Source organism: Enterococcus italicus DSM 15952 (assembly GCF_000185365.1).
GTDB classification, from domain to species: domain Bacteria; phylum Bacillota; class Bacilli; order Lactobacillales; family Enterococcaceae; genus Enterococcus_G; species Enterococcus_G italicus.
In genome coordinates this window covers 586,000-610,860 of the sequence record NZ_GL622241.1, presented here as the reverse complement: position 1 = coordinate 610,860, position 24,861 = coordinate 586,000, and the positions used below count along the sequence as shown (strand labels likewise).

Annotated in this window: 38 protein-coding genes; 35 read left to right on the top strand and 3 right to left on the bottom strand. The window is 40.2% G+C overall.

What is annotated here, in order from left to right:
• The first annotated feature begins 235 nt into the window (after positions 1 to 235).
• The 33 genes from rpsJ (at position 236) to truA (ending at position 17,762) form a co-directional block, all read left to right on the top strand.
• Entirely contained in the window at positions 236 to 544 is a 309-nt protein-coding gene (rpsJ, locus tag HMPREF9088_RS02895; protein WP_002389727.1) for a 30S ribosomal protein S10, read from the top strand.
• Between the two features lie 22 nt (positions 545 to 566).
• On the top strand, positions 567 to 1,196 hold the full coding sequence (gene rplC / locus HMPREF9088_RS02890; protein WP_007207629.1) for a 50S ribosomal protein L3: 630 nt from the start codon (positions 567 to 569) through the stop codon (positions 1,194 to 1,196).
• 29 nt (positions 1,197 to 1,225) lie between these two features.
• Positions 1,226 to 1,849 (top strand): 50S ribosomal protein L4, encoded by a 624-nt coding sequence (gene rplD, locus HMPREF9088_RS02885; protein WP_007207628.1) that lies wholly within the window; start codon positions 1,226 to 1,228, stop codon positions 1,847 to 1,849.
• Positions 1,849 to 2,136, top strand: a complete 288-nt coding sequence (locus tag HMPREF9088_RS02880) for a 50S ribosomal protein L23 (RefSeq protein WP_007207627.1) — start codon at positions 1,849 to 1,851, stop codon at positions 2,134 to 2,136. Before rplD ends, HMPREF9088_RS02880 begins: the two co-directional genes overlap by 1 nt.
• Before the next feature lie 41 nt (positions 2,137 to 2,177).
• Positions 2,178 to 3,011: a 50S ribosomal protein L2 gene (gene rplB / locus HMPREF9088_RS02875; protein WP_007207626.1), complete on the top strand. Its 834-nt coding sequence runs from the start codon at positions 2,178 to 2,180 to the stop codon at positions 3,009 to 3,011.
• 42 nt (positions 3,012 to 3,053) lie between these two features.
• Complete coding sequence (gene rpsS, locus HMPREF9088_RS02870; RefSeq protein ID WP_007207625.1) at positions 3,054 to 3,332, top strand: 30S ribosomal protein S19; 279 nt, start codon at positions 3,054 to 3,056, stop codon at positions 3,330 to 3,332.
• A 20-nt stretch (positions 3,333 to 3,352) separates the two neighbouring features.
• Positions 3,353 to 3,700 (top strand): 50S ribosomal protein L22, encoded by a 348-nt coding sequence (rplV, locus tag HMPREF9088_RS02865; RefSeq protein WP_007207624.1) that lies wholly within the window; start codon positions 3,353 to 3,355, stop codon positions 3,698 to 3,700.
• A 13-nt stretch (positions 3,701 to 3,713) separates the two neighbouring features.
• On the top strand, positions 3,714 to 4,370 hold the full coding sequence (gene rpsC, locus HMPREF9088_RS02860) for a 30S ribosomal protein S3 (protein ID WP_007207623.1): 657 nt from the start codon (positions 3,714 to 3,716) through the stop codon (positions 4,368 to 4,370).
• Positions 4,371 to 4,372: 2 nt separating this feature from the next.
• Entirely contained in the window at positions 4,373 to 4,807 is a 435-nt protein-coding gene (gene rplP / locus HMPREF9088_RS02855) for a 50S ribosomal protein L16 (protein WP_007207622.1), read from the top strand.
• Positions 4,797 to 4,985, top strand: coding sequence for a 50S ribosomal protein L29 (gene rpmC, locus HMPREF9088_RS02850; protein WP_007207621.1), 189 nt, complete (start codon positions 4,797 to 4,799; stop codon positions 4,983 to 4,985). Before rplP ends, rpmC begins: the two co-directional genes overlap by 11 nt.
• Positions 4,986 to 5,009: 24 nt before the next feature.
• Positions 5,010 to 5,276, top strand: a complete 267-nt coding sequence (gene rpsQ, locus HMPREF9088_RS02845) for a 30S ribosomal protein S17 (RefSeq protein WP_007207620.1) — start codon at positions 5,010 to 5,012, stop codon at positions 5,274 to 5,276.
• Positions 5,277 to 5,335: 59 nt separating this feature from the next.
• On the top strand, positions 5,336 to 5,704 hold the full coding sequence (gene rplN, locus HMPREF9088_RS02840) for a 50S ribosomal protein L14 (RefSeq protein ID WP_007207619.1): 369 nt from the start codon (positions 5,336 to 5,338) through the stop codon (positions 5,702 to 5,704).
• A 34-nt stretch (positions 5,705 to 5,738) separates the two neighbouring features.
• A complete protein-coding gene (rplX, locus tag HMPREF9088_RS02835; protein ID WP_007207618.1) occupies positions 5,739 to 6,050 on the top strand; it encodes a 50S ribosomal protein L24 in 312 nt (103 codons plus the stop codon).
• A 28-nt stretch (positions 6,051 to 6,078) separates the two neighbouring features.
• A complete protein-coding gene (gene rplE / locus HMPREF9088_RS02830) occupies positions 6,079 to 6,618 on the top strand; it encodes a 50S ribosomal protein L5 (RefSeq protein ID WP_007207617.1) in 540 nt (179 codons plus the stop codon).
• A gap of 18 nt (positions 6,619 to 6,636) precedes the next feature.
• Positions 6,637 to 6,822, top strand: coding sequence for a type Z 30S ribosomal protein S14 (locus HMPREF9088_RS02825; protein ID WP_007207616.1), 186 nt, complete (start codon positions 6,637 to 6,639; stop codon positions 6,820 to 6,822).
• Between the two features lie 35 nt (positions 6,823 to 6,857).
• Positions 6,858 to 7,256 (top strand): 30S ribosomal protein S8, encoded by a 399-nt coding sequence (gene rpsH, locus HMPREF9088_RS02820; RefSeq protein ID WP_007207615.1) that lies wholly within the window; start codon positions 6,858 to 6,860, stop codon positions 7,254 to 7,256.
• A 31-nt stretch (positions 7,257 to 7,287) separates the two neighbouring features.
• Positions 7,288 to 7,824, top strand: a complete 537-nt coding sequence (gene rplF / locus HMPREF9088_RS02815; protein WP_007207614.1) for a 50S ribosomal protein L6 — start codon at positions 7,288 to 7,290, stop codon at positions 7,822 to 7,824.
• Positions 7,825 to 7,883: 59 nt separating this feature from the next.
• Complete coding sequence (gene rplR / locus HMPREF9088_RS02810) at positions 7,884 to 8,240, top strand: 50S ribosomal protein L18 (protein WP_040366268.1); 357 nt, start codon at positions 7,884 to 7,886, stop codon at positions 8,238 to 8,240.
• A gap of 20 nt (positions 8,241 to 8,260) precedes the next feature.
• A complete protein-coding gene (rpsE, locus tag HMPREF9088_RS02805; protein WP_007207612.1) occupies positions 8,261 to 8,761 on the top strand; it encodes a 30S ribosomal protein S5 in 501 nt (166 codons plus the stop codon).
• 14 nt (positions 8,762 to 8,775) lie between these two features.
• On the top strand, positions 8,776 to 8,955 hold the full coding sequence (gene rpmD, locus HMPREF9088_RS02800; protein ID WP_007207611.1) for a 50S ribosomal protein L30: 180 nt from the start codon (positions 8,776 to 8,778) through the stop codon (positions 8,953 to 8,955).
• 37 nt (positions 8,956 to 8,992) lie between these two features.
• Positions 8,993 to 9,433 (top strand): 50S ribosomal protein L15, encoded by a 441-nt coding sequence (rplO, locus tag HMPREF9088_RS02795; RefSeq protein WP_007207610.1) that lies wholly within the window; start codon positions 8,993 to 8,995, stop codon positions 9,431 to 9,433.
• A complete protein-coding gene (secY, locus tag HMPREF9088_RS02790) occupies positions 9,433 to 10,728 on the top strand; it encodes a preprotein translocase subunit SecY (RefSeq protein WP_007207609.1) in 1,296 nt (431 codons plus the stop codon). Before rplO ends, secY begins: the two co-directional genes overlap by 1 nt.
• 66 nt (positions 10,729 to 10,794) lie before the next feature.
• Positions 10,795 to 11,439: an adenylate kinase gene (locus tag HMPREF9088_RS02785; RefSeq protein ID WP_007207608.1), complete on the top strand. Its 645-nt coding sequence runs from the start codon at positions 10,795 to 10,797 to the stop codon at positions 11,437 to 11,439.
• A gap of 176 nt (positions 11,440 to 11,615) precedes the next feature.
• Positions 11,616 to 11,834: a translation initiation factor IF-1 gene (infA, locus tag HMPREF9088_RS02780; RefSeq protein ID WP_002288695.1), complete on the top strand. Its 219-nt coding sequence runs from the start codon at positions 11,616 to 11,618 to the stop codon at positions 11,832 to 11,834.
• A 32-nt stretch (positions 11,835 to 11,866) separates the two neighbouring features.
• Positions 11,867 to 11,983, top strand: a complete 117-nt coding sequence (gene rpmJ / locus HMPREF9088_RS02775; protein ID WP_002288710.1) for a 50S ribosomal protein L36 — start codon at positions 11,867 to 11,869, stop codon at positions 11,981 to 11,983.
• An 18-nt stretch (positions 11,984 to 12,001) separates the two neighbouring features.
• Positions 12,002 to 12,367, top strand: a complete 366-nt coding sequence (rpsM, locus tag HMPREF9088_RS02770) for a 30S ribosomal protein S13 (protein WP_007207606.1) — start codon at positions 12,002 to 12,004, stop codon at positions 12,365 to 12,367.
• 31 nt (positions 12,368 to 12,398) lie between these two features.
• Positions 12,399 to 12,788, top strand: coding sequence for a 30S ribosomal protein S11 (gene rpsK, locus HMPREF9088_RS02765; protein WP_007207605.1), 390 nt, complete (start codon positions 12,399 to 12,401; stop codon positions 12,786 to 12,788).
• A gap of 80 nt (positions 12,789 to 12,868) precedes the next feature.
• Entirely contained in the window at positions 12,869 to 13,807 is a 939-nt protein-coding gene (locus HMPREF9088_RS02760) for a DNA-directed RNA polymerase subunit alpha (RefSeq protein WP_007207604.1), read from the top strand.
• 24 nt (positions 13,808 to 13,831) lie between these two features.
• Entirely contained in the window at positions 13,832 to 14,212 is a 381-nt protein-coding gene (gene rplQ, locus HMPREF9088_RS02755; protein WP_007207603.1) for a 50S ribosomal protein L17, read from the top strand.
• 255 nt (positions 14,213 to 14,467) lie between these two features.
• Entirely contained in the window at positions 14,468 to 15,307 is an 840-nt protein-coding gene (locus HMPREF9088_RS02750) for an energy-coupling factor ABC transporter ATP-binding protein (RefSeq protein ID WP_007207602.1), read from the top strand.
• Complete coding sequence (locus HMPREF9088_RS02745) at positions 15,283 to 16,149, top strand: energy-coupling factor ABC transporter ATP-binding protein (protein ID WP_007207601.1); 867 nt, start codon at positions 15,283 to 15,285, stop codon at positions 16,147 to 16,149. Before HMPREF9088_RS02750 ends, HMPREF9088_RS02745 begins: the two co-directional genes overlap by 25 nt.
• The gene (locus HMPREF9088_RS02740) at positions 16,139 to 16,936 is read left to right on the top strand and encodes an energy-coupling factor transporter transmembrane component T family protein (protein WP_007207600.1); all 798 of its coding nucleotides are present in this window, start codon (positions 16,139 to 16,141) and stop codon (positions 16,934 to 16,936) included. The genes HMPREF9088_RS02745 and HMPREF9088_RS02740 overlap by 11 nt, the downstream gene beginning before the upstream one ends.
• 85 nt (positions 16,937 to 17,021) lie before the next feature.
• Positions 17,022 to 17,762 carry a tRNA pseudouridine(38-40) synthase TruA gene (truA, locus tag HMPREF9088_RS02735; protein ID WP_040366171.1) on the top strand — a complete coding sequence of 247 codons (741 nt, stop codon included), beginning with the start codon at positions 17,022 to 17,024 and terminating at the stop codon, positions 17,760 to 17,762.
• A gap of 140 nt (positions 17,763 to 17,902) precedes the next feature.
• Here the strand turns inward: truA and glnA are convergent, their stop codons facing one another.
• From glnA to rpmB, 3 genes are all read right to left on the bottom strand, one after another.
• Positions 17,903 to 19,243 (bottom strand): type I glutamate--ammonia ligase, encoded by a 1,341-nt coding sequence (glnA, locus tag HMPREF9088_RS02730; protein ID WP_007207598.1) that lies wholly within the window; start codon positions 19,241 to 19,243, stop codon positions 17,903 to 17,905.
• 301 nt (positions 19,244 to 19,544) lie between these two features.
• Complete coding sequence (locus tag HMPREF9088_RS02725; RefSeq protein WP_007207597.1) at positions 19,545 to 22,163, bottom strand: YfhO family protein; 2,619 nt, start codon at positions 22,161 to 22,163, stop codon at positions 19,545 to 19,547.
• Positions 22,164 to 22,312: 149 nt separating this feature from the next.
• Positions 22,313 to 22,501: a 50S ribosomal protein L28 gene (gene rpmB / locus HMPREF9088_RS02720; protein ID WP_007207596.1), complete on the bottom strand. Its 189-nt coding sequence runs from the start codon at positions 22,499 to 22,501 to the stop codon at positions 22,313 to 22,315.
• A gap of 263 nt (positions 22,502 to 22,764) precedes the next feature.
• On the opposite strand from rpmB, the gene HMPREF9088_RS02715 reads away from it, so the two are divergent.
• On the top strand, positions 22,765 to 23,127 hold the full coding sequence (locus HMPREF9088_RS02715; RefSeq protein WP_007207595.1) for an Asp23/Gls24 family envelope stress response protein: 363 nt from the start codon (positions 22,765 to 22,767) through the stop codon (positions 23,125 to 23,127).
• Between the two features lie 40 nt (positions 23,128 to 23,167).
• Positions 23,168 to 24,835: a DAK2 domain-containing protein gene (locus tag HMPREF9088_RS02710; protein ID WP_007207594.1), complete on the top strand. Its 1,668-nt coding sequence runs from the start codon at positions 23,168 to 23,170 to the stop codon at positions 24,833 to 24,835.
• Positions 24,836 to 24,861: the final 26 nt, after the last annotated feature.

The window sequence follows — 24,861 nt, the reverse complement described above, 5'->3', positions numbered from 1 at the left end:
AAAGTTTTTTATTTCTTTGATTTTTTGGTAGAAAGTTCTTGCTATTGCAGAAAAAACATACTATAATCATAAAGGTGCTGTTCAAAAAAATAGGAATAGTACTGGTAGAAAAGAATTTCTGCCGGCTAGGAAACGAGAGGTTGCGACACGCCCGGACGCTTTGCCATGGACGAGCGTGACGGAAAATTTTCGTGGAGCTATGTCTACTTTTAAAATAGGCGAAGGAGGGAAAACAATGGCAAAACAAAAAATTCGTATCCGTTTAAAAGCGTATGAACATCGTATTTTAGATCAATCAGCGGATAAAATCGTAGAAACTGCAAAAAGAACTGGAGCTGACGTATCTGGTCCAATTCCATTACCAACTGAACGTAGTCTTTACACAGTTATCCGTGCGACACATAAATACAAAGATTCACGCGAACAATTCGAAATGCGTACACACAAACGTCTAATCGACATTGTGAATCCAACACCAAAAACAGTTGATGCTTTAATGAAGCTTGACTTACCGTCTGGTGTGAACATTGAAATTAAACTATAAAAATTAAGATGGAGGTGTAATCATGACCAAAGGAATCTTAGGGAAAAAAGTGGGAATGACTCAAATCTTCACTGAATCAGGTGAACTTATTCCAGTAACAGTTGTAGAAGCTACACCAAACGTAGTCCTACAATTAAAAACTGTTGAAAACGACGGCTACGAAGCTGTTCAAGTTGGTTACCAAGATTTACGTGAAGTTTTAAGTAACAAACCTGCGAAAGGTCATGTTGCAAAAGCAAACACGGCTCCTAAGCGCTTCATTCGCGAATTCAAGGATGTTGAGCTAGAGGGCTTAGAAGTAGGATCAGAAATTAAAGTTGACGCATTTCAAGCTGGAGACATCGTTGACGTGACAGGAACAACTAAAGGTAAAGGATTCCAAGGCGTTATCAAACGTCACGGACAAAGCCGCGGCCCAATGGCTCACGGTTCTCGTTACCACCGTCGTCCTGGATCAATGGGTCCAGTTGCACCAAACCGCGTGTTTAAAAACAAACACTTGGCAGGTCGTATGGGCGGCAACCGCGTAACAATCCAAAACTTGGAAATCGTTCGTGTTGATGCTGAACGCAATGTTATCCTAATCAAAGGTAACGTTCCTGGAGCGAAAAAATCATTGATTACAATAAAATCAGCTGTGAAAGCTAAATAAGTAGATAGGAAGAAAGGAGGAACTAAGGAATGCCGAATGTAGCATTATTTAAACAAGATGGAAGCCAAAATGGCGAAATTACTTTAAACGAAGAAATCTTCGGAATTGAACCAAATGAATCAGTTGTCTTTGATGCAATCATCATGCAACGTGCTTCATTAAGACAAGGAACACACGCTGTGAAAAATCGTAGCGCTGTTCGTGGTGGTGGCCGTAAACCATGGCGCCAAAAAGGAACAGGTCGTGCCCGTCAAGGTTCAATCCGTTCACCACAATGGCGTGGAGGTGGCGTTGTATTTGGACCAACACCACGTTCATACAGCTACAAACTTCCTAAAAAAGTTCGTCGCTTAGCAATGAAATCTGTTTTATCAGAAAAAGTTGCTTCAAATAACTTGGTAGCTGTTGAAGCATTAAGCTTTGATGCACCAAAAACAAAAGAATTTAAACAAGTTCTTGCTAACTTGTCTATTGACGCAAAAGTATTAGTAGTATTAGAAGAAGGAAACGACTTCGTAGCATTGTCTGCACGTAACTTACCAAACGTTTCTGTTGTTTCTGCTGATAACGTAAGCGTCCTAGACGTTGTATCAAACAACAAAGTGTTGGCAACGCAAACTGCTCTTACTCAAATTGAGGAGGTGCTTGCATAATGAACTTACTAGATATTATCAAAAAACCAGTTATCACTGAAAAATCAATGTTAGCCATGGACGAAAAGAAATACACTTTCGAAGTAGACACTCGCGCAAACAAGACTTTAGTGAAACAAGCTGTTGAAGCAGCATTTGGTGTTGAAGTGAAAAACGTAAACATCATCAACGTGCGTCCTAAATTTAAACGTATGGGTAAATATGCAGGATACACAAAAAAACGCCGCAAAGCGGTTGTAACATTAACTGAAGCTTCAAAAGAAATCGAATTATTCGCTGCTGAATAAGCATCATTTATTCAAAAAAATTAATAGGAGGGAAAAAAGACGTGGCTATTAAAAAGTACAAACCTACCTCAAATGGTCGCCGCAATATGACAAGTTCTGATTTCGCGGAAATCACTACTTCAACACCAGAAAAAACATTGTTGGCACCATTGAAAAATAATGCCGGTCGTAACAACAACGGACGTATTACAGTTCGCCATCAAGGTGGCGGTCACAAACGTCAATACCGTTTAGTTGACTTCAAACGTAACAAAGACAACGTTGTTGCTACAGTAAAAACAATTGAGTATGATCCAAACCGTTCTGCTAATATTGCATTAGTACATTACGAAGATGGAGTAAAAGCATACATCTTAGCACCAAAAGGATTAGAAGTTGGCATGACTGTCGTTTCTGGACCTGAAGCAGATATTAAAGTAGGGAACGCATTACCATTGGCAAACATTCCAGTTGGTACAGTTGTCCACAATATCGAAATGAAACCAGGTAAAGGCGGACAATTAATCCGTTCAGCTGGTACAAGCGCTCAAGTATTAGGTAAAGAAGGAAAATACGTATTAATCCGCTTGAACTCAGGCGAAGTTCGTATGATCTTAGCTACTTGTCGTGCAACAATCGGTGCTGTTGGTAACGAACAACACGAATTAATCAACATCGGTAAAGCCGGTCGTTCTCGTTGGATGCGCAAACGCCCAACGGTTCGTGGTAGCGTAATGAACCCTAATGATCACCCACACGGTGGTGGTGAAGGTAAAGCTCCAGTTGGACGTAAAGCTCCAGTATCTCCATGGGGTCAACCAGCTCTTGGATACAAAACTCGTAACAAAAAAGCAAAATCAGACAAACTTATCGTTCGTCGTCGTAACACTAAATAATTTCTTTGACCATGTGTCGCACATTTTGAGAGGAGGTTCACCATGGGTCGTAGTTTAAAGAAAGGACCTTTTGTCGATGATCATTTGATGAAAAAGGTCGACGCACAACAAGGTGCTGAAAAGAAAAAAGTTATCAAAACTTGGTCACGTCGTTCGACAATCTTCCCGAGTTTTGTAGGATTTACAATTGCCGTCTATGATGGCCGTAAACATGTACCAGTTTACGTCCAAGAAGACATGGTAGGACATAAATTAGGTGAATTTGCACCAACTAGAACTTATCGTGGTCACGCAAGTGATGATAAGAAAACAAAACGTTAATTTGAGGGGAGGATATAAGAATGGCAGAACAAATTACGTCAGCTAAAGCAACTGCAAAAACAGTTCGCGTTTCTCCTCGCAAATCACGTATTGTGATTGATTTAATCAGAGGGAAAAATGTTGCTGAAGCAATTGCAATCTTAAAGTTCACGCCGAACAAAGCTGCAGGGGTTATTGAAAAAGTCCTAATGTCAGCTATTGCGAATGCAGAAAACAACTTTGATTTAGACGTTGAGAACTTGGTAGTATCTGAAGCATTTGTAAACGAAGGACCAACTATGAAACGTTTCCGTCCACGTGCAAAAGGTTCAGCTTCACCAATCAACAAACGTACAAGTCACATCACCGTAGTCGTATCAGAAAAATAAGGAGGGACATTCAGTGGGTCAAAAAGTACATCCAATTGGAATGCGTGTAGGCATTATCCGTGACTGGGATGCAAAATGGTATGCTGAAAAAGAGTATGCTGATTTTCTACACGAAGATTTAAGAATTCGTAAATTCATCGCATCTAAACTTGCTGATGCCGCTGTGTCGACAGTTGAAATCGAACGCGCTGCAAATCGCGTGAACGTATCAATTCACACAGCTAGACCAGGTATGGTTATCGGTAAAGGTGGATCTGAAGTCGAAAACCTAAGAAAAGAATTAAACAAATTAACTGGTAAAAAAGTACACATCAACATCGTGGAAATCAAAAAACCAGATTTAGATGCAAAATTAGTTGGCGAAGGCATCGCCCGTCAATTAGAAGGTCGTGTAGCTTTCCGTCGTGCACAAAAACAAGCAATTCAACGCTCAATGCGTGCTGGCGCTAAAGGAATCAAAACTCAAGTATCAGGTCGTTTAAACGGTGCAGATATTGCTCGTAGCGAAGGATACTCTGAAGGAACAGTTCCATTACACACATTACGTGCGGATATTGATTACGCATGGGAAGAAGCAGATACAACATACGGAAAACTAGGAGTTAAAGTGTGGATCTATCGTGGAGAAATTCTTCCAGCAAAAAAGAACACTGAGAAAGGAGGGAAATAAGCATGTTAGTACCTAAACGTGTAAAACACCGTCGTGAATTCCGTGGTAAAATGCGTGGAGAAGCGAAAGGTGGAAAAGAAGTTGCTTTTGGTGAATACGGCCTACAAGCTGTAGAATCTCACTGGATTACAAACCGTCAAATCGAAGCATCACGTATTGCCATGACTCGTTATATGAAACGTGGTGGGAAAGTATGGATCAAAATTTTCCCTCATAAATCTTATACTGCCAAAGCGATTGGGGTACGTATGGGTTCTGGTAAAGGGGCTCCTGAAGGTTGGGTATCTCCAGTAAAACGTGGTAAAATCATGTTTGAAATCGCTGGTGTACCTGAAGAAGTAGCTCGCGAAGCATTACGTCTTGCTTCACACAAATTACCAATGAAAACGAAAATCGTAAAACGTGAAGAAATGGGTGGTGAATCGAATGAAGGTTAAAGAAATCAGAGAATTAACCACTGCCGAAATGCTAGAACAAGAAAAACAATTAAAAGAAGAATTGTTTAACTTGAGATTCCAATTAGCAACAGGTCAATTAGAAAACACTGCACGTATTAAAGAAGTTCGTAAATCGATTGCACGCATTAAAACTGTGTTGCGTCAACAAGCTAACTAATTTTGGAAGGAGGCCATTTAACGTATGACTGAAGAAAGAAACCAACGCAAAGTTTATCAAGGTCGTGTGGTATCCGACAAAATGGATAAAACTATCACAGTTGTGGTTGAAACAAAGAAAAATCACCCAATCTACGGTAAACGTATGAACTATTCTAAGAAATACAAAGCACACGATGAAAACAACGAAGCAAAAGTTGGCGATATCGTGAAAATTATGGAAACTCGTCCATTATCAGCTACGAAACGTTTCCGTCTAGTAGAGATTGTTGAAAAAGCAGTGATTATTTAATCACACGAGGTTTTCCTATATAGATTGAATTTGCAAAATCTGAAAGGAGGATACACATCGTGATCCAACAAGAAAGTCGTTTAAAAGTTGCTGACAATTCAGGCGCTCGCGAAATCTTGACAATCAAAGTCCTTGGTGGTTCAGGTCGCAAAACTGCGAATATTGGAGACATCATTGTTGCTTCGGTTAAACAAGCAACGCCAGGCGGGGTTGTCAAAAAAGGTGACGTCGTTAAAGCTGTTATCGTTCGTACGAAAACAGGCGCTCGTCGTGCAGACGGTTCTTACATTAAATTTGATGAAAATGCTGCGGTAATTATCCGTGACGATAAGAGCCCACGTGGAACACGTATCTTTGGCCCAGTTGCTCGTGAACTACGCGAAAACAACTTCATGAAGATCGTTTCACTAGCACCAGAAGTTCTATAATTGTCACTTATTCTAAAGGAGGTGCGAAACAGTAATGTTTGTTAAAAAAGGCGATAAAGTTAAAGTTATCACTGGAAAAGACAAAAACAAAGAAGGCGTTGTATTAGCAGCGTTCCCGAAAAAAGATAAAGTCGTTGTTGAAGGTGTAAACGTTGTGAAAAAACACCAAAAACCTTCTCAAGCTGCTCCTCAAGGTGGAATCGTTGAAGTCGAAGCACCAATTCACGTTTCTAACGTGATGGTTATTGATCCTTCAAACGGTGAAGCTACACGTGTCGGCTATAAAGAAGTAGACGGTAAAAAAGTCCGCGTTTCTAAAAAAACCGGTGAAGTTCTAGACAAGTAATCAATCGAAGGAAGGAGGAGCTTACTAAATGAACCGCCTTAAAGAAAAATATACGAATGAAGTGGTTCCATCATTGATGGAAAAGTTTGAATATAGCTCAATCATGCAAGCACCAAAAGTTGATAAAATCGTTATCAACATGGGTGTAGGTGATGCAGTATCAAATGCAAAAAATTTAGATAAAGCAGTAGAAGAATTACAATTAATTTCAGGTCAAAAACCTTTAATTACAAAAGCCAAAAAATCTATCGCTGGATTCCGTTTACGTGAAGGAATGCCAATCGGAGCTAAAGTTACATTACGTGGCGAAAGAATGTACGAATTCTTAGACAAATTAGTGTCTGTATCTCTACCACGTGTACGTGACTTCCATGGTGTCAGCAAAAAAGCATTTGACGGACGTGGAAACTACACGTTAGGTGTGAAAGAACAATTAATCTTCCCAGAAGTAGATTATGATTTGGTAGATAAAGTACGTGGGATGGATATCGTTATTGTTACAACAGCGAACACAGATGAAGAGTCTCGTGAGTTGTTAAAACAATTAGGCATGCCGTTCCAAAAATAAAAAAAGGAGGCGAACTACGTGGCTAAAAAATCAATGATTGCTAAAAACAAACGTCCAGCAAAACACTCAACTCAAGAGTATACTCGCTGTGAACGTTGTGGACGTCCACATTCAGTTTATCGTAAATTTAAACTTTGCCGTATTTGCTTCCGCGAACTTGCCTACAAAGGTCAAATTCCCGGCGTGAAGAAAGCTAGCTGGTAAACAAGTAAACTCGCATAAAGGAGGTAAATCATCTAATGGTCATGACAGATCCAATTGCAGATTTTCTAACTCGAATTCGTAATGCCAATATGGTGAAACACGAAGTTTTAGAAGTACCTGCTTCAAAAATCAAACGTGATATTGCAGAAATCTTGAAAAAAGAAGGTTTCGTTCGCGATGTTGAATATATCGAAGATGACAAACAAGGCGTGATCCGTGTCTTCTTGAAATATGGAAAAAATGGTGAACGTGTTATCACTAACTTGAAACGTATCTCTAAACCAGGACTACGTGCTTACGTTAAATCTGACGAAGTACCAAAAGTCTTAAACGGTTTAGGAATTGCGATTATCTCAACTTCTGAAGGTGTTATCACTGATAAAGAAGCTAGAGCTAAAAATGTTGGCGGCGAAGTAGTCGCTTATGTATGGTAATCAAATAAATTACACAAGGAGGTGTCTCTAAGTGAGTCGTATCGGTAATAAGATTGTTGTTCTTCCTGCAGGCGTTGAAGTAAAGCAAAACGGAAGTGACATTACAGTTAAAGGACCTAAAGGTGAATTAACACGTACATTTTCAAAAGATATCGAAATGAAAATCGAAGGAAATGAAGTAACATTCACTCGTCCGGATGACAGCAAAGAAATGAAAACAATACATGGAACTACACGCGCGAACTTCAACAACATGGTTGTTGGTGTTAGTGAAGGTTTCCAAAAAGCTTTAGAATTAATTGGGGTTGGATACCGTGCTCAATTACAAGGATCAAAACTTGTCTTGAACGTTGGTTATTCACATCCAGTTGAAATCGAAGCACCAGAAGGCATTACTATCGAAGTGCCTGCCAATACTTCTGTTATTGTTAAAGGAATTAGCAAAGAAACAGTTGGTGAATTAGCAGCGAACATTCGTGGTGTGCGACCGCCAGAACCATATAAAGGCAAAGGAATCCGCTACGTTGGTGAATTCGTTCGTCGTAAAGAAGGTAAAACTGGTAAATAATCGTAGACAACTCTGTTTACAAAAAAAGCATAATCAAAATAAATAAAGAGGTGACAATTGTGATTTCAAAACCAGATAAAAATAAGACACGCCAAAAAAGACATCGCCGTGTCCGTAACAAAATCTCTGGTACTGCTGAGTGCCCACGCTTGAACATTTTCCGTTCTAACAAAAACATCTACGCGCAAGTTATTGATGACGTAGCGGGTGTAACGCTAGCAAGTGCCTCTGCCTTAGATAAAGAAATTTCAGGTGGAAACAAAACAGAACAAGCACAAGCTGTCGGTAAATTAGTCGCAGAACGTGCAACAGAAAAAGGTATTAAAGAAGTAGTCTTTGACCGTGGTGGATACCTTTACCATGGCCGTGTAGCAGCTTTAGCTGAAGCAGCACGCGAAAATGGACTAGAATTTTAGGAGAAGGAGGAACACCATTCATGGTTTATATTGATCCAAAACACTTGGAATTAGAAGACCGCGTAGTTGGAATCAACCGTGTAACAAAAGTTGTAAAAGGTGGACGTCGTTTACGTTTCGCAGCTTTAGTTGTTGTCGGCGATAAAAATGGTCACGTTGGTTTCGGAACTGGTAAAGCTCAAGAAGTACCAGAAGCAATCCGTAAAGCTGTGGAAGATGCTAAGAAAAACTTAGTAGAAGTGCCAATGGTTGGTTCTACAATCCCTCACGAAGTAATCGGTGTATTTGGCGGTGGACGCATCTTAATGAAACCTGCTGTAGAAGGTTCTGGAGTAGCTGCTGGTGGACCAGTTCGTGCCGTATTGGAATTAGCTGGGGTAGCTGATATCACATCTAAATCATTAGGTTCAAACACACCAATCAACGTTGTTCGCGCAACAGTTGATGGCTTAAAACAATTAAAACGTGCTGAAGAAGTAGCTTCACTTCGCGGCAAATCAGTTGAAGAAATTATCGGGTAAGGAGGACAACTATAATGGCTGAATTAAAAATTACATTAAAACGCAGTATTATTGGACGTCCTCAAAACCAACGTGCAACTGTTAAAGCGTTAGGTCTTGGTAAAGTGAACAGCTCTGTAGTGAAACCAGCTAATGATGCAATCAAAGGCATGGTTAACACAGTTTCTCACTTAGTGGACGTAGAAGAAGTTTAAAAAATTAGATTTAGTTTGATTAAGGAGGTGCCAAACCATGAATCTTCATGAATTAAAACCTGCAGAAGGTTCTCGTCAAGTGCGTAATCGCGTTGGACGTGGAACATCATCTGGTAATGGTAAAACAGCAGGGCGTGGACAAAAAGGTCAAAAAGCACGTTCAGGTGGCGGTGTACGTTTAGGATTTGAAGGGGGTCAAACACCTTTATTCCGTCGTTTACCAAAACGTGGATTCACAAACATCAACCGCAAAGAATATGCTGTTGTTAATGTGGAGCTTTTAAACCGTTTTGAAGACGGAGCTGAAGTTACACCAGTTGCTTTAATTGAAGCTGGAATCGTGAAAAATGAAAAAGCTGGAATTAAAGTTTTAGGTAACGGAGAATTAACCAAAAAATTATCTGTAAAAGCTGCGAAATTCTCAAAAACAGCAGAAGAAGCAATCGTAGCTGCTGGTGGATCAATTGAGGTGATCTAATGCTTAAACTTTTGAAGGATGCTTTTAAAGTTAAGGATATTCGCTCAAGAATTCTATTTACTGTCTTAATATTGTTTGTATTCCGAATCGGGGCACACGTTACTGTGCCTGGTGTGGATGTAAATCGATTGGAAGATATTGCAGATTTGCCATTTTTAGGGATGTTAAATCTCGTGAGTGGTAGTGCCATGCAAAACTTTTCAATCTTTTCGATGGGGGTCTCTCCCTATATCACTGCGTCAATTATCGTTCAATTGTTGCAAATGGATATCGTTCCACGTTTTGTGGAGTGGTCGAAGCAAGGTGAAGTTGGTCGCAAGAAGTTAAATCAAGCAACACGTTATTTGACGTTGGTACTGGGCTTTTTACAGTCTATGACTTTGACTGCCGGATTTAACTACTACACTCAATATGGATTTGTTAACAATCCAAACTGGAAAACTTTTGTTACCATTGGGATTATCTTAACTGCAGGAACAATGTTTGTGACGTGGTTAGGAGAACAAATCACTGAAAAAGGAATCGGAAACGGTGTATCAATGATTATCTTTGCGGGGATTATTTCAAGATTGCCGGTTAGTGTGAAGGAACTATATGAAGATTACTTCGTTAATGTGCCATCATCTGACTTATGGAAATCGGGCATCTTTGTTGCCATCTTAATTGTTGCAGTGCTTGTCATTGTTACTCTAGTGACATATTTCCAACAAGCAGAACGCAAGATTCCTATTCAATACACTAAAAGAATTACTGGTGCGCCAACAAGTAGTTATTTACCGTTAAAAGTAAATGCTGCTGGGGTTATCCCTGTGATTTTTGCTAGCTCATTTATTACGACACCAAGTGCGGTTATCCAAGCGCTTGGGAGCTCTTATCAAAATGAATCTTGGTATACAGTGGTTACAACTATTTTTAGCTATAACACTGTACCGGGTGCAACTATTTACACTGTGTTAATCGTTGCATTCACTTTCTTCTATGCGTTTGTGCAGGTCAATCCCGAAAAATTGGCTGAAAACTTACAAAAACAAGGAAGCTACATTCCAAGTGTTCGCCCTGGTAAAGGAACAGAGGACTATGTTTCAGCCGTTTTAATGAGATTGAGTACAGTTGGTTCTATTTTCTTAGGACTAGTTGCTCTAGTTCCAATCATTGCGCAAATGATTTGGGATCTACCACAATCGATTGGACTCGGTGGTACAAGTTTATTGATCGTAATCGGTGTTGCTTTAGAAGCTGCAAAACAGCTTGAAGGACTAATGCTAAAACGTCATTATACTGGCTTTATGAATTAACAAGTGATTGAAGTGTTGAGGCATTTCCCTCAACACTATTCAAGAACTTTATAAGGAGGAAGCAGAATGAACCTCGTTTTAATGGGGCTTCCTGGCGCAGGAAAAGGTACCCAAGCAGAAAGAATTGTTGCTACTTATAACATTCCACATATTTCTACTGGTGATATGTTTCGTGCGGCAATGGCAAACAAAACAGAACTAGGATTAAAAGCAAAATCATACATGGATCAAGGCAACCTCGTTCCAGACGAAGTGACTAATGGTATTGTAAAAGAACGCTTAGCAGAATCAGATACGGACAAAGGCTTCTTATTAGATGGCTTTCCTCGTACACTGGATCAAGCAAAAGCTTTGGATACAATGTTAAATGAACTTGGTAAGAAACTAGATGCCGTTATTGATATTCATGTCCCTGAATCTATTTTAGTTGGTCGATTGACTGGACGCTTCATGTGCCGTGATTGCGGTGCAACGTATCATAAAGTATTTAACCCGACAAAAGTGGAAGGTACTTGTGATAAATGTGGTGGCCACAATTTCTATCAACGTGAAGATGATAAGCCTGAGACGGTCAAAAATCGTCTAGCTGTCAATGTCAAAAGTAGCGAACCTATTTTATCGTATTACAAAGACAAAGGTTTGTTGCAATCTATTGATGGCAATCGTGAAATCGATGCTGTATTTGCAGATGTAAAAAAAATTATCGAGTAACGATCGATTGCCTACTCACAGGTGCAATGACTTTTTCTTGATATATTAGTAGAAACATGCTACAATGTTTCAGTCTGACTTCTACTTGTAGAAGTCTCGAAGATTATTAGGTGGAAGCATTGCATTCCGCCGTTTTATCGTGTGAAAATGCGAAAAAGTACAAGGAGGTACTGTGCGTGGCAAAAGAAGATATGATTGAAGTCGAAGGTACAGTCGTCGAAACTTTGCCGAATGCAATGTTTAAAGTCGAATTGGAAAACGGACATCAAGTTCTAGCAACTGTTTCTGGAAAAATAAGAATGCATTACATTCGAATTTTACCTGGAGATAAAGTAACGGTTGAGCTTTCACCGTATGATTTGAACCGTGGCCGTATTACATATCGCTTTAAGTAATTGTACTCCGTAAAACCACAGGAGGTATTATCATGAAAGTAAGACCATCAGTAAAACCAATGTGCGAACATTGTAAAGTAATTCGTCGTAAAGGACGCGTTATGGTGATTTGCCCAGCAAATCCAAAACATAAACAACGTCAAGGATAATCGGAGGTGTAACAAGCTATGGCTCGTATTGCAGGAGTAGATATTCCTCGTGATAAACGTGTAGTCGTTTCTCTTACTTACATTTATGGTATTGGAAATACGACTGCCAAACAAATTTTAGCAAACGCTGGTGTTTCTGAAGAAGTTCGCGTTCGTGATTTAACGAATGATCAAACAGACGCTATCCGTGCTGAAATCGACAAATTAAAAGTTGAAGGTGACTTACGTCGCGAAATCAACTTGAACATCAAACGTTTGATGGAAATCGGTTCATACCGTGGTATCCGTCACCGTCGTGGATTACCAGTTCGTGGACAAAACACGAAAAATAATGCACGTACTCGTAAAGGCCCGTCTAAAACAGTCGCAGGCAAGAAAAAATAATTGATTTTAAAGTGAAGGAGGTTATAACTTCATGGCAGCAAAAAAAGTGAGTCGTAAACGCCGTGTGAAAAAGAATATTGAATCTGGGATTGCACATATCCACTCAACATTCAACAATACAATTGTAATGATCACTGATACTCATGGTAACGCGTTAGCATGGTCATCAGCTGGTGCATTAGGTTTCAAAGGAAGCAGAAAATCAACTCCTTTCGCCGCTCAAATGGCAGCAGAAACTGCAGCTAAAGCAGCAATGGAACACGGATTAAGAATAGTAGAGGTAACTGTAAAAGGTCCTGGTTCAGGACGTGAAGCAGCTATTCGTTCATTACAAGCAGCAGGCTTGGAAGTAACGGCAATCCGTGACGTGACTCCAGTACCTCATAATGGGTGCCGCCCTCCAAAACGCCGTCGTGTTTAATGAGTGCTTCTCATATGAGCAATATTAGTATCGCGTCATTGAACAAGACACTTTTCGTTTGAAAGGGGTAAGAGATAAGAATGATTGAATTCGAAAAACCAAGAATTGCAAAGATTGATGAAGAGAAAGATTATGGCAAGTTCATCGTGGAACCACTAGAACGTGGCTACGGAACTACTTTAGGAAATTCCCTACGTCGTATTTTGTTATCTTCTTTGCCAGGGGCAGCAATCACTAATATTCAAATAGATGGCGTATTGCACGAATTCTCAACAATTAAGGGTGTTCGAGAAGACGTGGCTCAAATCATCTTGAATATTAAAGGCCTAGCATTAAAATTGTATGGCGAAGATGAAAAAACCCTTGAAATCGATATTACAGGTCCTGCAACAGTTACTGCTGGCGATATTATCGTTGACAGTGATGTAGAAATCCTGAATAAAGATATGTACATCTGTACAGTCTCTGAAGGTGCTACCTTCCACGCTCGCTTAACAGTGAAGCCTGGTCGTGGGTATGTTCAAGCAGATGAAAACAAAAAAGATGACATGCCAATCGGTGTGTTGCCTGTCGATTCTATTTACACACCAGTTCGTCGTGTGAACTACCAAGTAGAGAACACTCGTGTTGGTCACCGTGATGACTTCGACAAATTAACGATGGAAATTTGGACAGATGGTTCAATTGAACCATTAGATGCAATGAGTTTAGCAGCAAAAATCATGACTGAACATTTAGACATCTTTGTTAACCTTACTGATGAAGCGAAAAACGCTGAAATCATGGTAGAAAAAGAAGAAACACAAAAAGAAAAAATGTTGGAAATGACGATTGAGGAACTAGACTTATCTGTACGTTCTTATAACTGTCTAAAACGTGCAGGAATTAATACTGTACAAGAATTAACGAATAAGTCTGAACCTGAAATGATTAAAGTACGTAATTTAGGCCGTAAATCACTTGAAGAAGTGAAAGCTAAATTACATGATTTAGGATTAGGGTTACGTAAAGACGATTAAACCTTTTCAAAGGAGGGAAACCAAGTGAGTTATCGTAAATTAGGTCGCACATCAAGTCAACGTAAAGCGATGTTGCGTGATTTAACAACTGATTTAATCATTAACGAACGCATTGTAACGACAGAAGCTCGTGCGAAAGAAGTTCGTTCAACTACAGAAAAAATGATCACTTTAGGAAAACGCGGTGATTTACATGCACGTCGTCAAGCTGCTGCATTTGTTCGCAATGAAGTTGCTAGTGTACGTGAAGAAAACGAAGAAGTTGTTATCGAATCAGCTTTACAAAAGTTGTTTAGCGATATCGCTCCTCGTTATGCTGATCGCCAAGGTGGCTATACTCGTATTTTGAAAACTGAACCAAGACGCGGAGACGCTGCCAAAATGGTTGTCCTAGAATTAGTATAAAATCACACTTATCATCATTTTATCGATGCAAAAAGAGTGTTATGATGTTGGAATAGTATTCCGAGTCTAGCTCAGCGCTACCCCTTGATTTTTTCAAGGGGTATGCACTCATCATAAGATGTTGGTGTTTTTTTTTACTCTCGATTACCTGTCTTGACAGATGATGGAGAGTGAAAAAAATGTTCTTCTGAGTGATTGCGTTCACTGTTTTTTTTTGGTAGTGTTTTATGCAGATAGAATAGCGGGGGGAAAGAAATGGATCCGATAGTTGAACTAAAAAATATTACATTTAAATACCAACCAGAAGACAGTCGGCCAGCGATTGACCATGTTTCATTGGAAATTTATCCGGGTGAGTGGATTGCAATCATTGGTCACAATGGCTCAGGTAAGTCGACTCTGGCAAAGACAATCAATGGGTTACTATTGCCTAATGAAGGAGAAGTCCGTGTTGCTGGTCAAATACTTTCAGAAGAAACGGTTTGGGGAATTCGCAAAGCAGTCGGGATGGTTTTTCAAAATCCAGATAATCAATTCGTAGGAGCAACAGTAGAAGATGATGTCGCATTTGGAATGGAAAATCAAGGAGTCCCCAGAGAAGATATGGTAACGCGCGTCAAGGATGCATTGGAGCAAGTACGCATGAGCGACTTTGCAACGCGTGAACCAGCTCGACTATCCGGTGGACAAAAACAAAGAGTCGCAATTGCAGGTGTTGTTGCCTTGCGTCCAGATCTTATTATTTTAGATGAAGCGACAAGTATGCTTGATCCAGAAGGGCGCTTTGAAGTAATCGAAGCAATTAAGAAGATTAAAGAGGAAAGTCAGCTAACGGTCATTTCAATCACGCATGATATTGATGAAGCAGCAAATGCGAATCGTCTTTTTGTCATGAAGCAAGGTCAGCTAGTCAAAAAAGGGACTCCGGAAGAAATCTTTTCAGAAGGTCCCAAATTAATTGAATTAGGATTGGATTTGCCGTTTCCAGAAAAACTGAAACAAGTCTTAAAAGAACGTGGGTTGTCAGTGCCTGATTCATATCTATCTGAGGAAGGAATGGTTGAGTGGTTATGGACATCCGTTTTGAACAAGTAGACTTTACCTATCAGCCGAATTCACCATTTGAACAGCGCGTGTTGTTTCAATTGGATATGACAATCAAAGATGGTAGCTATACAGCCATTGTCGGTCATACAGGATCGGGGAAATCTACACTATTGCAACACTTGAATGCGTTATTAAAGCCAACACAGGGCACTGTAAAAATTGGTGAAAGAATTATTACACCTGAGTCGAACAATAAAAACTTAAAGCAGATTCGCAAAAAAGTCGGCATCGTCTTTCAATTTCCAGAAGCTCAGCTTTTTGAAGAAACAGTGGCGAAAGATATTATGTTTGGACCTAAAAATTTTGGTGTTCCTGATGAGAAGGCGCGGCAATTAGCTGAAGAATACTTGGAGCTTGTGGGACTTCCGGCAGATATATTGGAAAAATCACCATTTGATTTGTCTGGTGGGCAGATGAGACGGGTAGCGATCGCGGGTGTGTTGGCGATGGAACCAGAAGTATTGGTCTTAGATGAGCCGACAGCGGGTCTGGATCCACAAGGAAGAAAAGAAATGATGGCGATGTTTGAAGCCTTGCATAAACAAAAGAAGATGACGATTGTCTTGGTGACACATTTAATGGATGATGTCGCTGATTTTGCTGATTATGTCTATGTCCTTGAAAAAGGACAATTGGTGAAAGAAGGCACCCCAAGAGATGTCTTTCAAGACGTCTCTTGGCTTGAAGAAAAGCAACTGGGCGTGCCGACAGCGACGCGCTTTGCACAAAAGCTAATGGCTAAAGGTGTTTCATTTAAGATGTTGCCGTTAACAGCAAAAGAATTGACAGATATGATTCTAGCCAAGGAGGATCAAAACTATGATGAATAAATTGATTTTTGGTCGATATATACCAGGTGATTCATTTATTCATAAGTTGGATCCGCGGACAAAATTACTCGGCAGTTTTTATTTCATTGGGATTATTTTTTTAGCGAATAATTGGCAAAGTTATTTATTTTTAGCGGCCTTTACGTTAGTGGCGATTGCTCTTTCAAAAATCAGTTTTACATTTTTTTGGAAGGGCGTACGGCCTCTATTGTGGCTAATTCTCTTCACTGTTGCGTTACAGATGTTTTTTACATCTGGAGGTATCGTGTATTGGCAGTGGGGAATTTTACAGCTGACTGAATTTGGTGTACGTAATGGGATTTTTATCTTTTGTCGATTTGTATTAATTATATTTATGTCGACACTCTTAACCCTAAGTACCCCCCCACTTGAACTGTCGGATGCTTTGGAGTACGTATTACGGCCGTTAAAAGCTGTGAAGTTTCCCGTCCATGAAATTTCATTGATGCTATCGATTGCGCTGCGATTTGTACCGACATTAATGGATGAGACGGAAAAAATCATGAATGCCCAACGTGCAAGAGGGGTGGACTTTGGTGAAGGGAACTTAATCCAAAAGATGCAGGCAATCGTGCCGTTATTGATTCCGTTATTTGTCAGTAGCTTTAATCGTGCGGAAGACTTAGCGACAGCTATGGAGGCACGTGGCTATCAAGGCGGAGAAGGAAGAACGAAGTATCGTATTCTCCATTGGCAACGACGAGACACTGCCGTTGTTGTTGTTTTTGCTTTATTAACAGTAATATTAATCGGACTGAAAAGTTAAGAAGAGGTGTATCTGAAATAGCTCAGTGTGTAGTTGAAGCAGTGAGAAGGACGGATACACTCTTTTTTTGAGAAAGGAAATGAGTATGGTTAGATACAAAGCAATTATCGCGTATGATGGGACGCTTTTTCATGGCTTTCAGCGTCAGCCACAAGGACGGACTGTGCAAGAAGAACTGGAGCGAACGCTATCCAAAATGGCTAGTCAGCCCATCGTTGTGCATGGATCAGGTAGGACGGATGCGCATGTCCATGCATTGGGACAGGTCATTCATTTTGATTATCCAAAAGAGCGTCCACTTGAAAAGATGCGTTTTGCGATGGACACGCAGACACCAGAGGATATTGCTGTGAAGCAAGTGGAAATAGTGGATGAGCTATTTCATGCGAGGTATTTGGTACAAGAGAAAGTCTATGAGTTTCATGTCCAAATCGGCAAACCACGGAGCCCGTTTCGCCGTCATTATGCTAGCTACTATCCATATCCACTAGACTTAGCAAAAATAGAACGAGCGTTGCCTGATTTATTAGGAACACATGATTTTAGCGCGTTTTGTGCGAGTGGTAGTTCAGTTGAAGACAAAGTCAGGACAATCTATGAAGCAACGATGGTGCATGATGAAGCGTTGAGTGAGCTGGTATTTACCTTTCGTGGCGATGGTTTTTTGTATAAAATGATTCGCATTTTGGTCGGGACATTATTAAAGATTGGAAATGGACGCTTAGAGGAGACGAGCCTTCCTAAAATTATTGCAAGTAAGGATCGAAATTGTGCAGGACCGACTGCCCATCCAGAGGGCTTGTATTTGAAAGAAGTCAAATATTAAACGAGTGTGTTATGTACTACTAGATCTAAATGGTGTCTACTAAAAAAGACCAGGTAATCCAAAAGTTTGAGAAATAACTTCTGGATTGCCTGGCTTTTTGCGTGTAGATTAAGTTGTTTTATCCACTTATAATCTGTTGATTAATATAATTCTAAGTATTGTTCACGTTCCCACTCTGTTACAGCTTGACCAAATGCTTGCCATTCGATTGTTTTTGCTTCATAGAAGTTATTGAAGATATGGCTGCCAAGTGAGTCTACGATAACTTGGTCGTTTTTCAATTCTGCTAATGAAGCTTGCAAGGTACCTGGTAAATCATAGATGTGAGCTGCTTCACGTTCTTCTTCAGTCATCACATATATGTTGCGGTCGACTGATTTTGGTGGTTCCAATTCGTTTTTCACACCATCAAGTCCAGCAGTTAATAGTGCTGCAAGAGCTAAGTAAGGATTAGCAGTTGGGTCAACTGAACGTAATTCCAAACGGGTTGATAATCCTCTTGATTCTGGCACACGGATTAATGGTGAACGGTTGCGTCCTGACCATGCGATGTAGACCGGTGCTTCGTATCCTGGTACGAGACGTTTGTATGAGTTTACTGTTGGGTTACAGATGGCCGTAAATGCTTTGGCGTGTTTCATTAGACCTGCTAAGAAATGATACGCAGTTTGAGATAATTGGATGTCGCCATCTTTATCGAAGAAGGCATTTTCAGATCCTTTGAATAGAGACATGTTGCAGTGCATACCAGAACCGTTAATACCAAACAATGGTTTTGCCATGAATGTTGCATGTAGGCCGTGCTTGCGAGCGATTGTTTTCACCACAAGTTTAAATGTTTGGATATTGTCGCAAGCTTCCACAGCGTTAGCGTATTTAAAGTCGATTTCGTGTTGTCCAGGGGCAACTTCATGGTGAGAAGCTTCCACTTCGAATCCAAGGTTTTCTAATTCTAATACGATGTCGCGACGGCAGTTTTCGCCTAAATCGGTAGGAGCAAAGTCGAAGTAGCCACCTTGGTCATTTAATTCAGTGGTGATGCTATTGTCAGCTGCAAGTTTGAATAAGAAAAATTCTGGTTCAGGTCCTAAGTTGAATGAAGTGAAACCAGCTTTTTCCATATCAGCTAAGGCACGTTTTAGATTTCCACGAGGATCACCAGCAAATGGTGTACCGTCAGGATTGTAAATGTCGCAAATTAAACGAGCGACTTTTCCGTGTTCGCTTTCCCATGGGAAAATCATCCATGTATCCAAATCAGGATGTAGATACATATCGCTTTCTTCAATTCGTACAAATCCTTCAATCGAAGAACCATCGAACATCATTTTGTTTTCTAACACTTTATCAAGTTGAGAAGCAGGAACCTCGACGTTTTTAATTGTTCCCATAATGTCAGTAAACATGAGGCGTAAGAATCGTACATGTTCTTTTTCAACAATCGCTTTAATTTCTTCAGCAGTCTTTTTTGCTTTTGGCATTGTTCATCCCATCCTTTTTGTATCGGCTATTCTAGTGCTCACCAATCTTATTGTCGTTCATGTAAAGAAATATAACATGGTTAGTGGAACAAGTAAACCAATTTTTTTATAAAACAACAGAAAATTCTAAAAATTATTTCTGAAAAGATTGAAAAACTTTCGATTATTAGCCTATCAGTCTTTTTTTAGGATGAAAACGGTGACGTAAGGAAAAATAACAAAATAAATAAAGCCAATTCCTTCGCTGATGAAAATAAACAAAAGCAAGGAACTGGCGATGCATTTTTAGTGAACCTGTCAATTAAGTGTGAGGATGATGGTTTTTGCGATGGCGTCCATACAGCCATTGCAAGAACACAAAGAGCGCGATTGAGATCAAGCTACTGTACAAGCCTAATAAGAAACCATCTGGAAGATAGCTGAATACAACAGTGTGGGTACCTTTAGGAATTGTTACTTTGACAAAGGCATCTTTAAAGGAAGATACAGTTGCTTTCTTGCCATCGATTGCTACGCTCCAGCCTTTATCATATGGAATGGTCGTGATCAGGGCTTGCTCTTTACCAGTAGTGATTGTTGCGGATGCGCCCCGATTGGTTGTTGTCATTGAGACATTTTGGCTTTGAATGGCATCAACTGCTTCTTGGTATGCAATCGTGTCTAAGCCGACCACTTTAGGTGTCTGGAACGTGACCTGATCGGTACCGTAGAAGCTAGCGGCGAATGTCACAGTTGTTTCATTGGCATAATAGCCTAAATCATAATATTGGCCATTGATATTTAGCTGGGTTTTGCGTTCTGTACCATTGACGCGAATCGTAACGGTCGAGCTTTGTAAGTCGTTGTAATTAGATGGGTAAAGACTTAGATAGGCTTGTGTATTCGCCGGGATGGTCACATCCCACGTCACGTCTTTGGCTAAGTTAGAAGCGACTTCTTTATAGGTTGTTTGATTGCCTTGCGTTTCGATGGTGGTGTTGTTCGTGTTGATTACACGAATAGGATACAGTGTAAAGTAGTTCAAGTCCAATCCAGATAAATAGTTCATCAACGTTGTTTGGTTGAGTAAGTTGTCATTATCGTATGTCGTCACTGCTTGATCATCTGTTGAGGCTAGGTAGCCTAAAGATAAGGCATCGGTATTTTCAAATAAAGAGTAGTTGCCTTTTGTCGTCGTCTGAGTAAATCCATATTTACTAATTGGCGTAGAGGCGATGTTGTACTTTATGCCAGTAAATGCATCCATTAGCAAGGTGTTGTTATTGTAACGGATGTTTAGATTGGTGCCACTCGAGCGAAAACCAAGCTGATTTAAGTAACTAGAAGAATGGCGGTTACGAATGGAAGAAAATAGGCTAATACCGCTGTATCCATAATTAATACTATCGTTTGGTGAAACGTTATCCAAATTTTCTAGTCGATAAAAGGTAGTGTTGTCTTCTTTTGTTTGATTCACCAGAGATTGAATCGACGGATATGGGTCAGTGTACAAGCTACGAGAAGCATAGTTCCAATCATCTAAAATGCCGTGAATCATTCCATTCGTATTTAGGCCAATCTCGACTACAGCACATAGTAGTAATAACAAGGAAAATTGCTTCAGTGAAAGAACATGAAACGTCATACTGGCAGTGCATAGTGCATACAATCCTAAGAATACTAACGTAAGGATAAAAGAACTGAGTGTGACGTACCCATATGCCGTATCGCTCTTATCTAGCACGAAGTAAGTAACGATAAAGCAAATCAGTAAAAGTAAATTGCCCAGTAGATAGATAGGGGTGTGCTTTGGCGTTAATTGCTCCCAACCATACCCAGCGAGTAAAATAATAAGAAAAGAAAGCAAAAAGGAATAACGGAACAAAAACATGTTCGGCGCATGCATGCCTTGCCAAAATAAATTAAGCGGCTGAAAGTAAAAACTAGCGATAATCAGTCCGGCTAATAAAGCAAAGCCGACTTTCTTTTGCCAAGGAATCGTTCGGACAAAGAAATAAAACAAGCACAAACTTAATGGCAGTAAACCAATATAGATAAAAGGAATGGAGCCGTATTTGGTCGTATCATAGACGCCCACCATATTTTTAATGAAGAAGTCAAACATGCCAGTTGCTTCAGTTTTTAGTGTAGTGATCTTGGTGAGTTCTTCACCGTTTGTCTTTAGGTCAAGATACGTAGGCAGTAATGTGAGCATGGCTGTTCCGACAGATAGACCAGCTGTCAGGGCGTAGGGAAAGAAGCTGTGCTTGACGTCTTTCCATTGAGTAAATAACAAGACAAGGTAATACAACCCAGAAAAGAGCGCGACCATGAATCCCATGTAGAAATTTGAAATAAATAAAAGAGTATAGCTGATGAACAAGAGCCAAGGGCGGCGTTGTTGGATGAGGCGATGAATGCCCCAAATGACAAGTGGTAAAAAGGTAAAGGTATCTAGCCACATCACGATTTCAGAGTGAGCAATGGCAAAAGACATTAGCGCATAGCAGCTGGATAACGTCAAAAGATTCCAGCGTGAGAGCTTAAAGGTGTGCTGAGCAAATAACCAAAAGCTCAGTCCGGCAGCGCCAATCTTGACCAATGTTACTACATAGAGTGCATCGGGCATATAGCTATTTGGAAAGAATAGCACAAGCGGAGTAAACAATCCACCTAAATAGTAGGAAACAAGTGATAAATAGTTGAGTCCTAGTGAAGCGTTCCAAGTGTAAAAAAAGCTCTGCTTGCCAAGCAACATATTGCGAAAGCTAGCATGAAAATTTGAAAACTGTGCAAAGGCGTCACTGGCTAAGATGCTTCTAGAACTACCGGGATAAATGCCGATACTTAAATAAATTCCTGCCAAAATAATCACAGGTAGCAAAAAGCTTGCTAGTAAAAAATAGCGATGCGTGCGTAAGTATTGACGGAAAGTAAACACAAAAAAAATCCCCCAGTCATTTAGCTTGATAGAATGGTTTTAGTTTACCACATTCTGCTAAATCTAGGGGAATTGGAAGAGAAACGACACAGAAAATTCATAGATAAAAAAACCGTTCGTTAGACGAACGGTTACTTACTAGTTTTCAATTATACGCGTTCTACTTTACCAGATTTCAAAGCGCGAGCGGACACCCAAACTTTCTTTGGTGTTCCGTCGATCATTACGCGAACTTTTTGTAGGTTCGGTTTAACTGTACGTTTTGTAGAGTTCATTGCGTGAGAACGGTTGTTTCCACTAGATGTTTTGCGTCCTGTGAAATAGCAAACTTTAGCCATGTGTGTGTTTCCTCCTTTGCCTTGATTGTTAGCCTATACTTTGGCTCATACTAAATGAATTTATCATACCCCACAGAAATATGCAAGAAAAAATTAGGCTGCAATTGACTTTTTTTGTAAAAAAAGGTAAATTAAAGGCTGTCATTTCCAAGAGAAGGCAAGGTTTTTGACCTAAGAGGGCACTCGTTCTTTTATTTCAATGGTAGCTATGTTAGAATACTATAGTAGAAAATAGGCGAAAAGTCTGTTAAGGAGGCTATCTTATGGCTGTAAAAATGAAAAATGCATCCGGCATGATTGAAATATCAAACGAAGTCATTGCAACAGTTGTGGGCGGTGCAGCAACAGATGTATTTGGCATTGTCGGTATGGCAAGCAAAAATCAAATCAAAGACAATATCAATGAAATTTTACGTAAAGAAAATTATTCACGTGGCGTAGTCGTGCGTCAAGAAGAAAATGGTATTGCTGTTGACGTGTATACTATTATAAGCTACGGTACAAAAATTTCGGAAGTTTCACGAAATGTACAAGAAAAAGTGAAGTACAATTTGGAAACGATGCTCGGTATAACGGCTAACTCTGTGAACGTCTTTGTTCAAGGAGTACGAGTATTGCCCGACTAATAAACTAATTACAGGTTGTTGATCTTAAGGAGGATTATCAGTGAAAGTAACGAATATAAGTGCGGGCCAGTTCCAACAGATGGTGCAAGCCGGCGCTAATCGTCTACAAATCAATGCAGAATATGTCAATTCTTTAAATGTGTTCCCAGTACCAGATGGTGATACAGGGACAAATATGAATTTATCGATGACTAGCGGAGCGAAAGCTGTCAGTGATTCCGCGTCTGAGCAAGTAGGGGAGTTAGCGAATCGTTTATCAAAAGGATTGTTAATGGGAGCTCGTGGAAACTCAGGGGTTATCTTGTCGCAGTTATTTAGAGGGTTTGCTAAACAAATCCCAACAGTCGAAACACTTACTGCCCAAGAGCTAGCCCAAGCGTTTACGCGAGGTGTCGAAACTGCGTATAAAGCGGTCATGAAACCAGTAGAGGGCACGATTTTAACGGTGGCTCGCATTGGTGCGGAGTTTGGTGAACGCAAAGCAGCGGAAACCGATGACTGTATCGAAGTGATGCGTGCAGTAGTGACTGGTTCTAAGCGTGCATTAGCTAAGACACCTGACTTGTTGCCGGTCTTAAAAGAAGTTGGCGTGGTAGATAGCGGTGGTCAAGGACTACTTTTCATCTATGAAGGCTTCCTTGGAGCGTTGATGGGTGATTATCAGCCAGAAGAAGTGGTGGCGACACCTGCTGCAATGGATGAAATGGTGAACGCCGAACATCATCGCAGTGTACAAGGTCAATTAGCGACAGAAGACATCCACTTTGGTTACTGTACCGAAATTATGGTGAAAATTGGCGAAGGTCCGACCGTGGATTCAGCCTTTGATTATGAAACATTCCGCAATTATTTGAATGAACTTGGTGATTCTTTATTAGTGGTCAATGATGATGAAATTATCAAAGTACACGTGCATACAGAACATCCTGGTGAAGTGATGAATTACGGGCAAAAATTTGGTTCCCTTGTCAAAGTAAAAGTGGACAATATGCGCTTGCAACATGAAACAATTTTGGAACATGATGCAGAAACAACTAAACCTAAGCCACGCTTGCCATATGCGATTGTAGCTATTGCAGCTGGAGATGGTGTGCAAGAATTATTCAAGAGTCTAGGTGTCAACTATGTGATTAGTGGCGGACAAACCATGAACCCAAGCACGGAAGATATTGTGAAAGCAATTGAAGAAGTGAATGCGGACAAAGTGATTGTCTTGCCTAACAATAAAAACATCTTCATGGCAGCTGATCAAGCCGCAGAAGTAGCAGAAATTCCTGTTGCGGTGGTGCCATCGAAGACGATTTCACAAGGAATGTCGGCGATGTTGGCATTTAACGAGACAGCTTCCTTAGATGAAAACAAAGAAGCGATGACCGAAGCCTTGGCAGGTGTGGTTAGTGGATCAATTACGCATGCGATTCGTGATACGCAAATCGATGGTATTATCATTACAGATGGCGACTTCCTGGGAATGGTTGATGGACGGATTGTTGCTTCAATGACAGATGTGTTTGCAGCTGGGATGACCACCTTGAAAAAAATGATAACTGATGAAACAGAGATTGTTACCATTATTATCGGAGAAGAAGGTAGCCAAAAAGAGGCTGATGCCTATGCGAGTGCATTAGCCGAAGAGTTCCCAGATATTGAATTGGAAATTCATGAAGGAAACCAACCTGTCTATCCATATTTATTTGCAGCAGAATAATCGTAAGGGAACGCTCGAATTAGTCA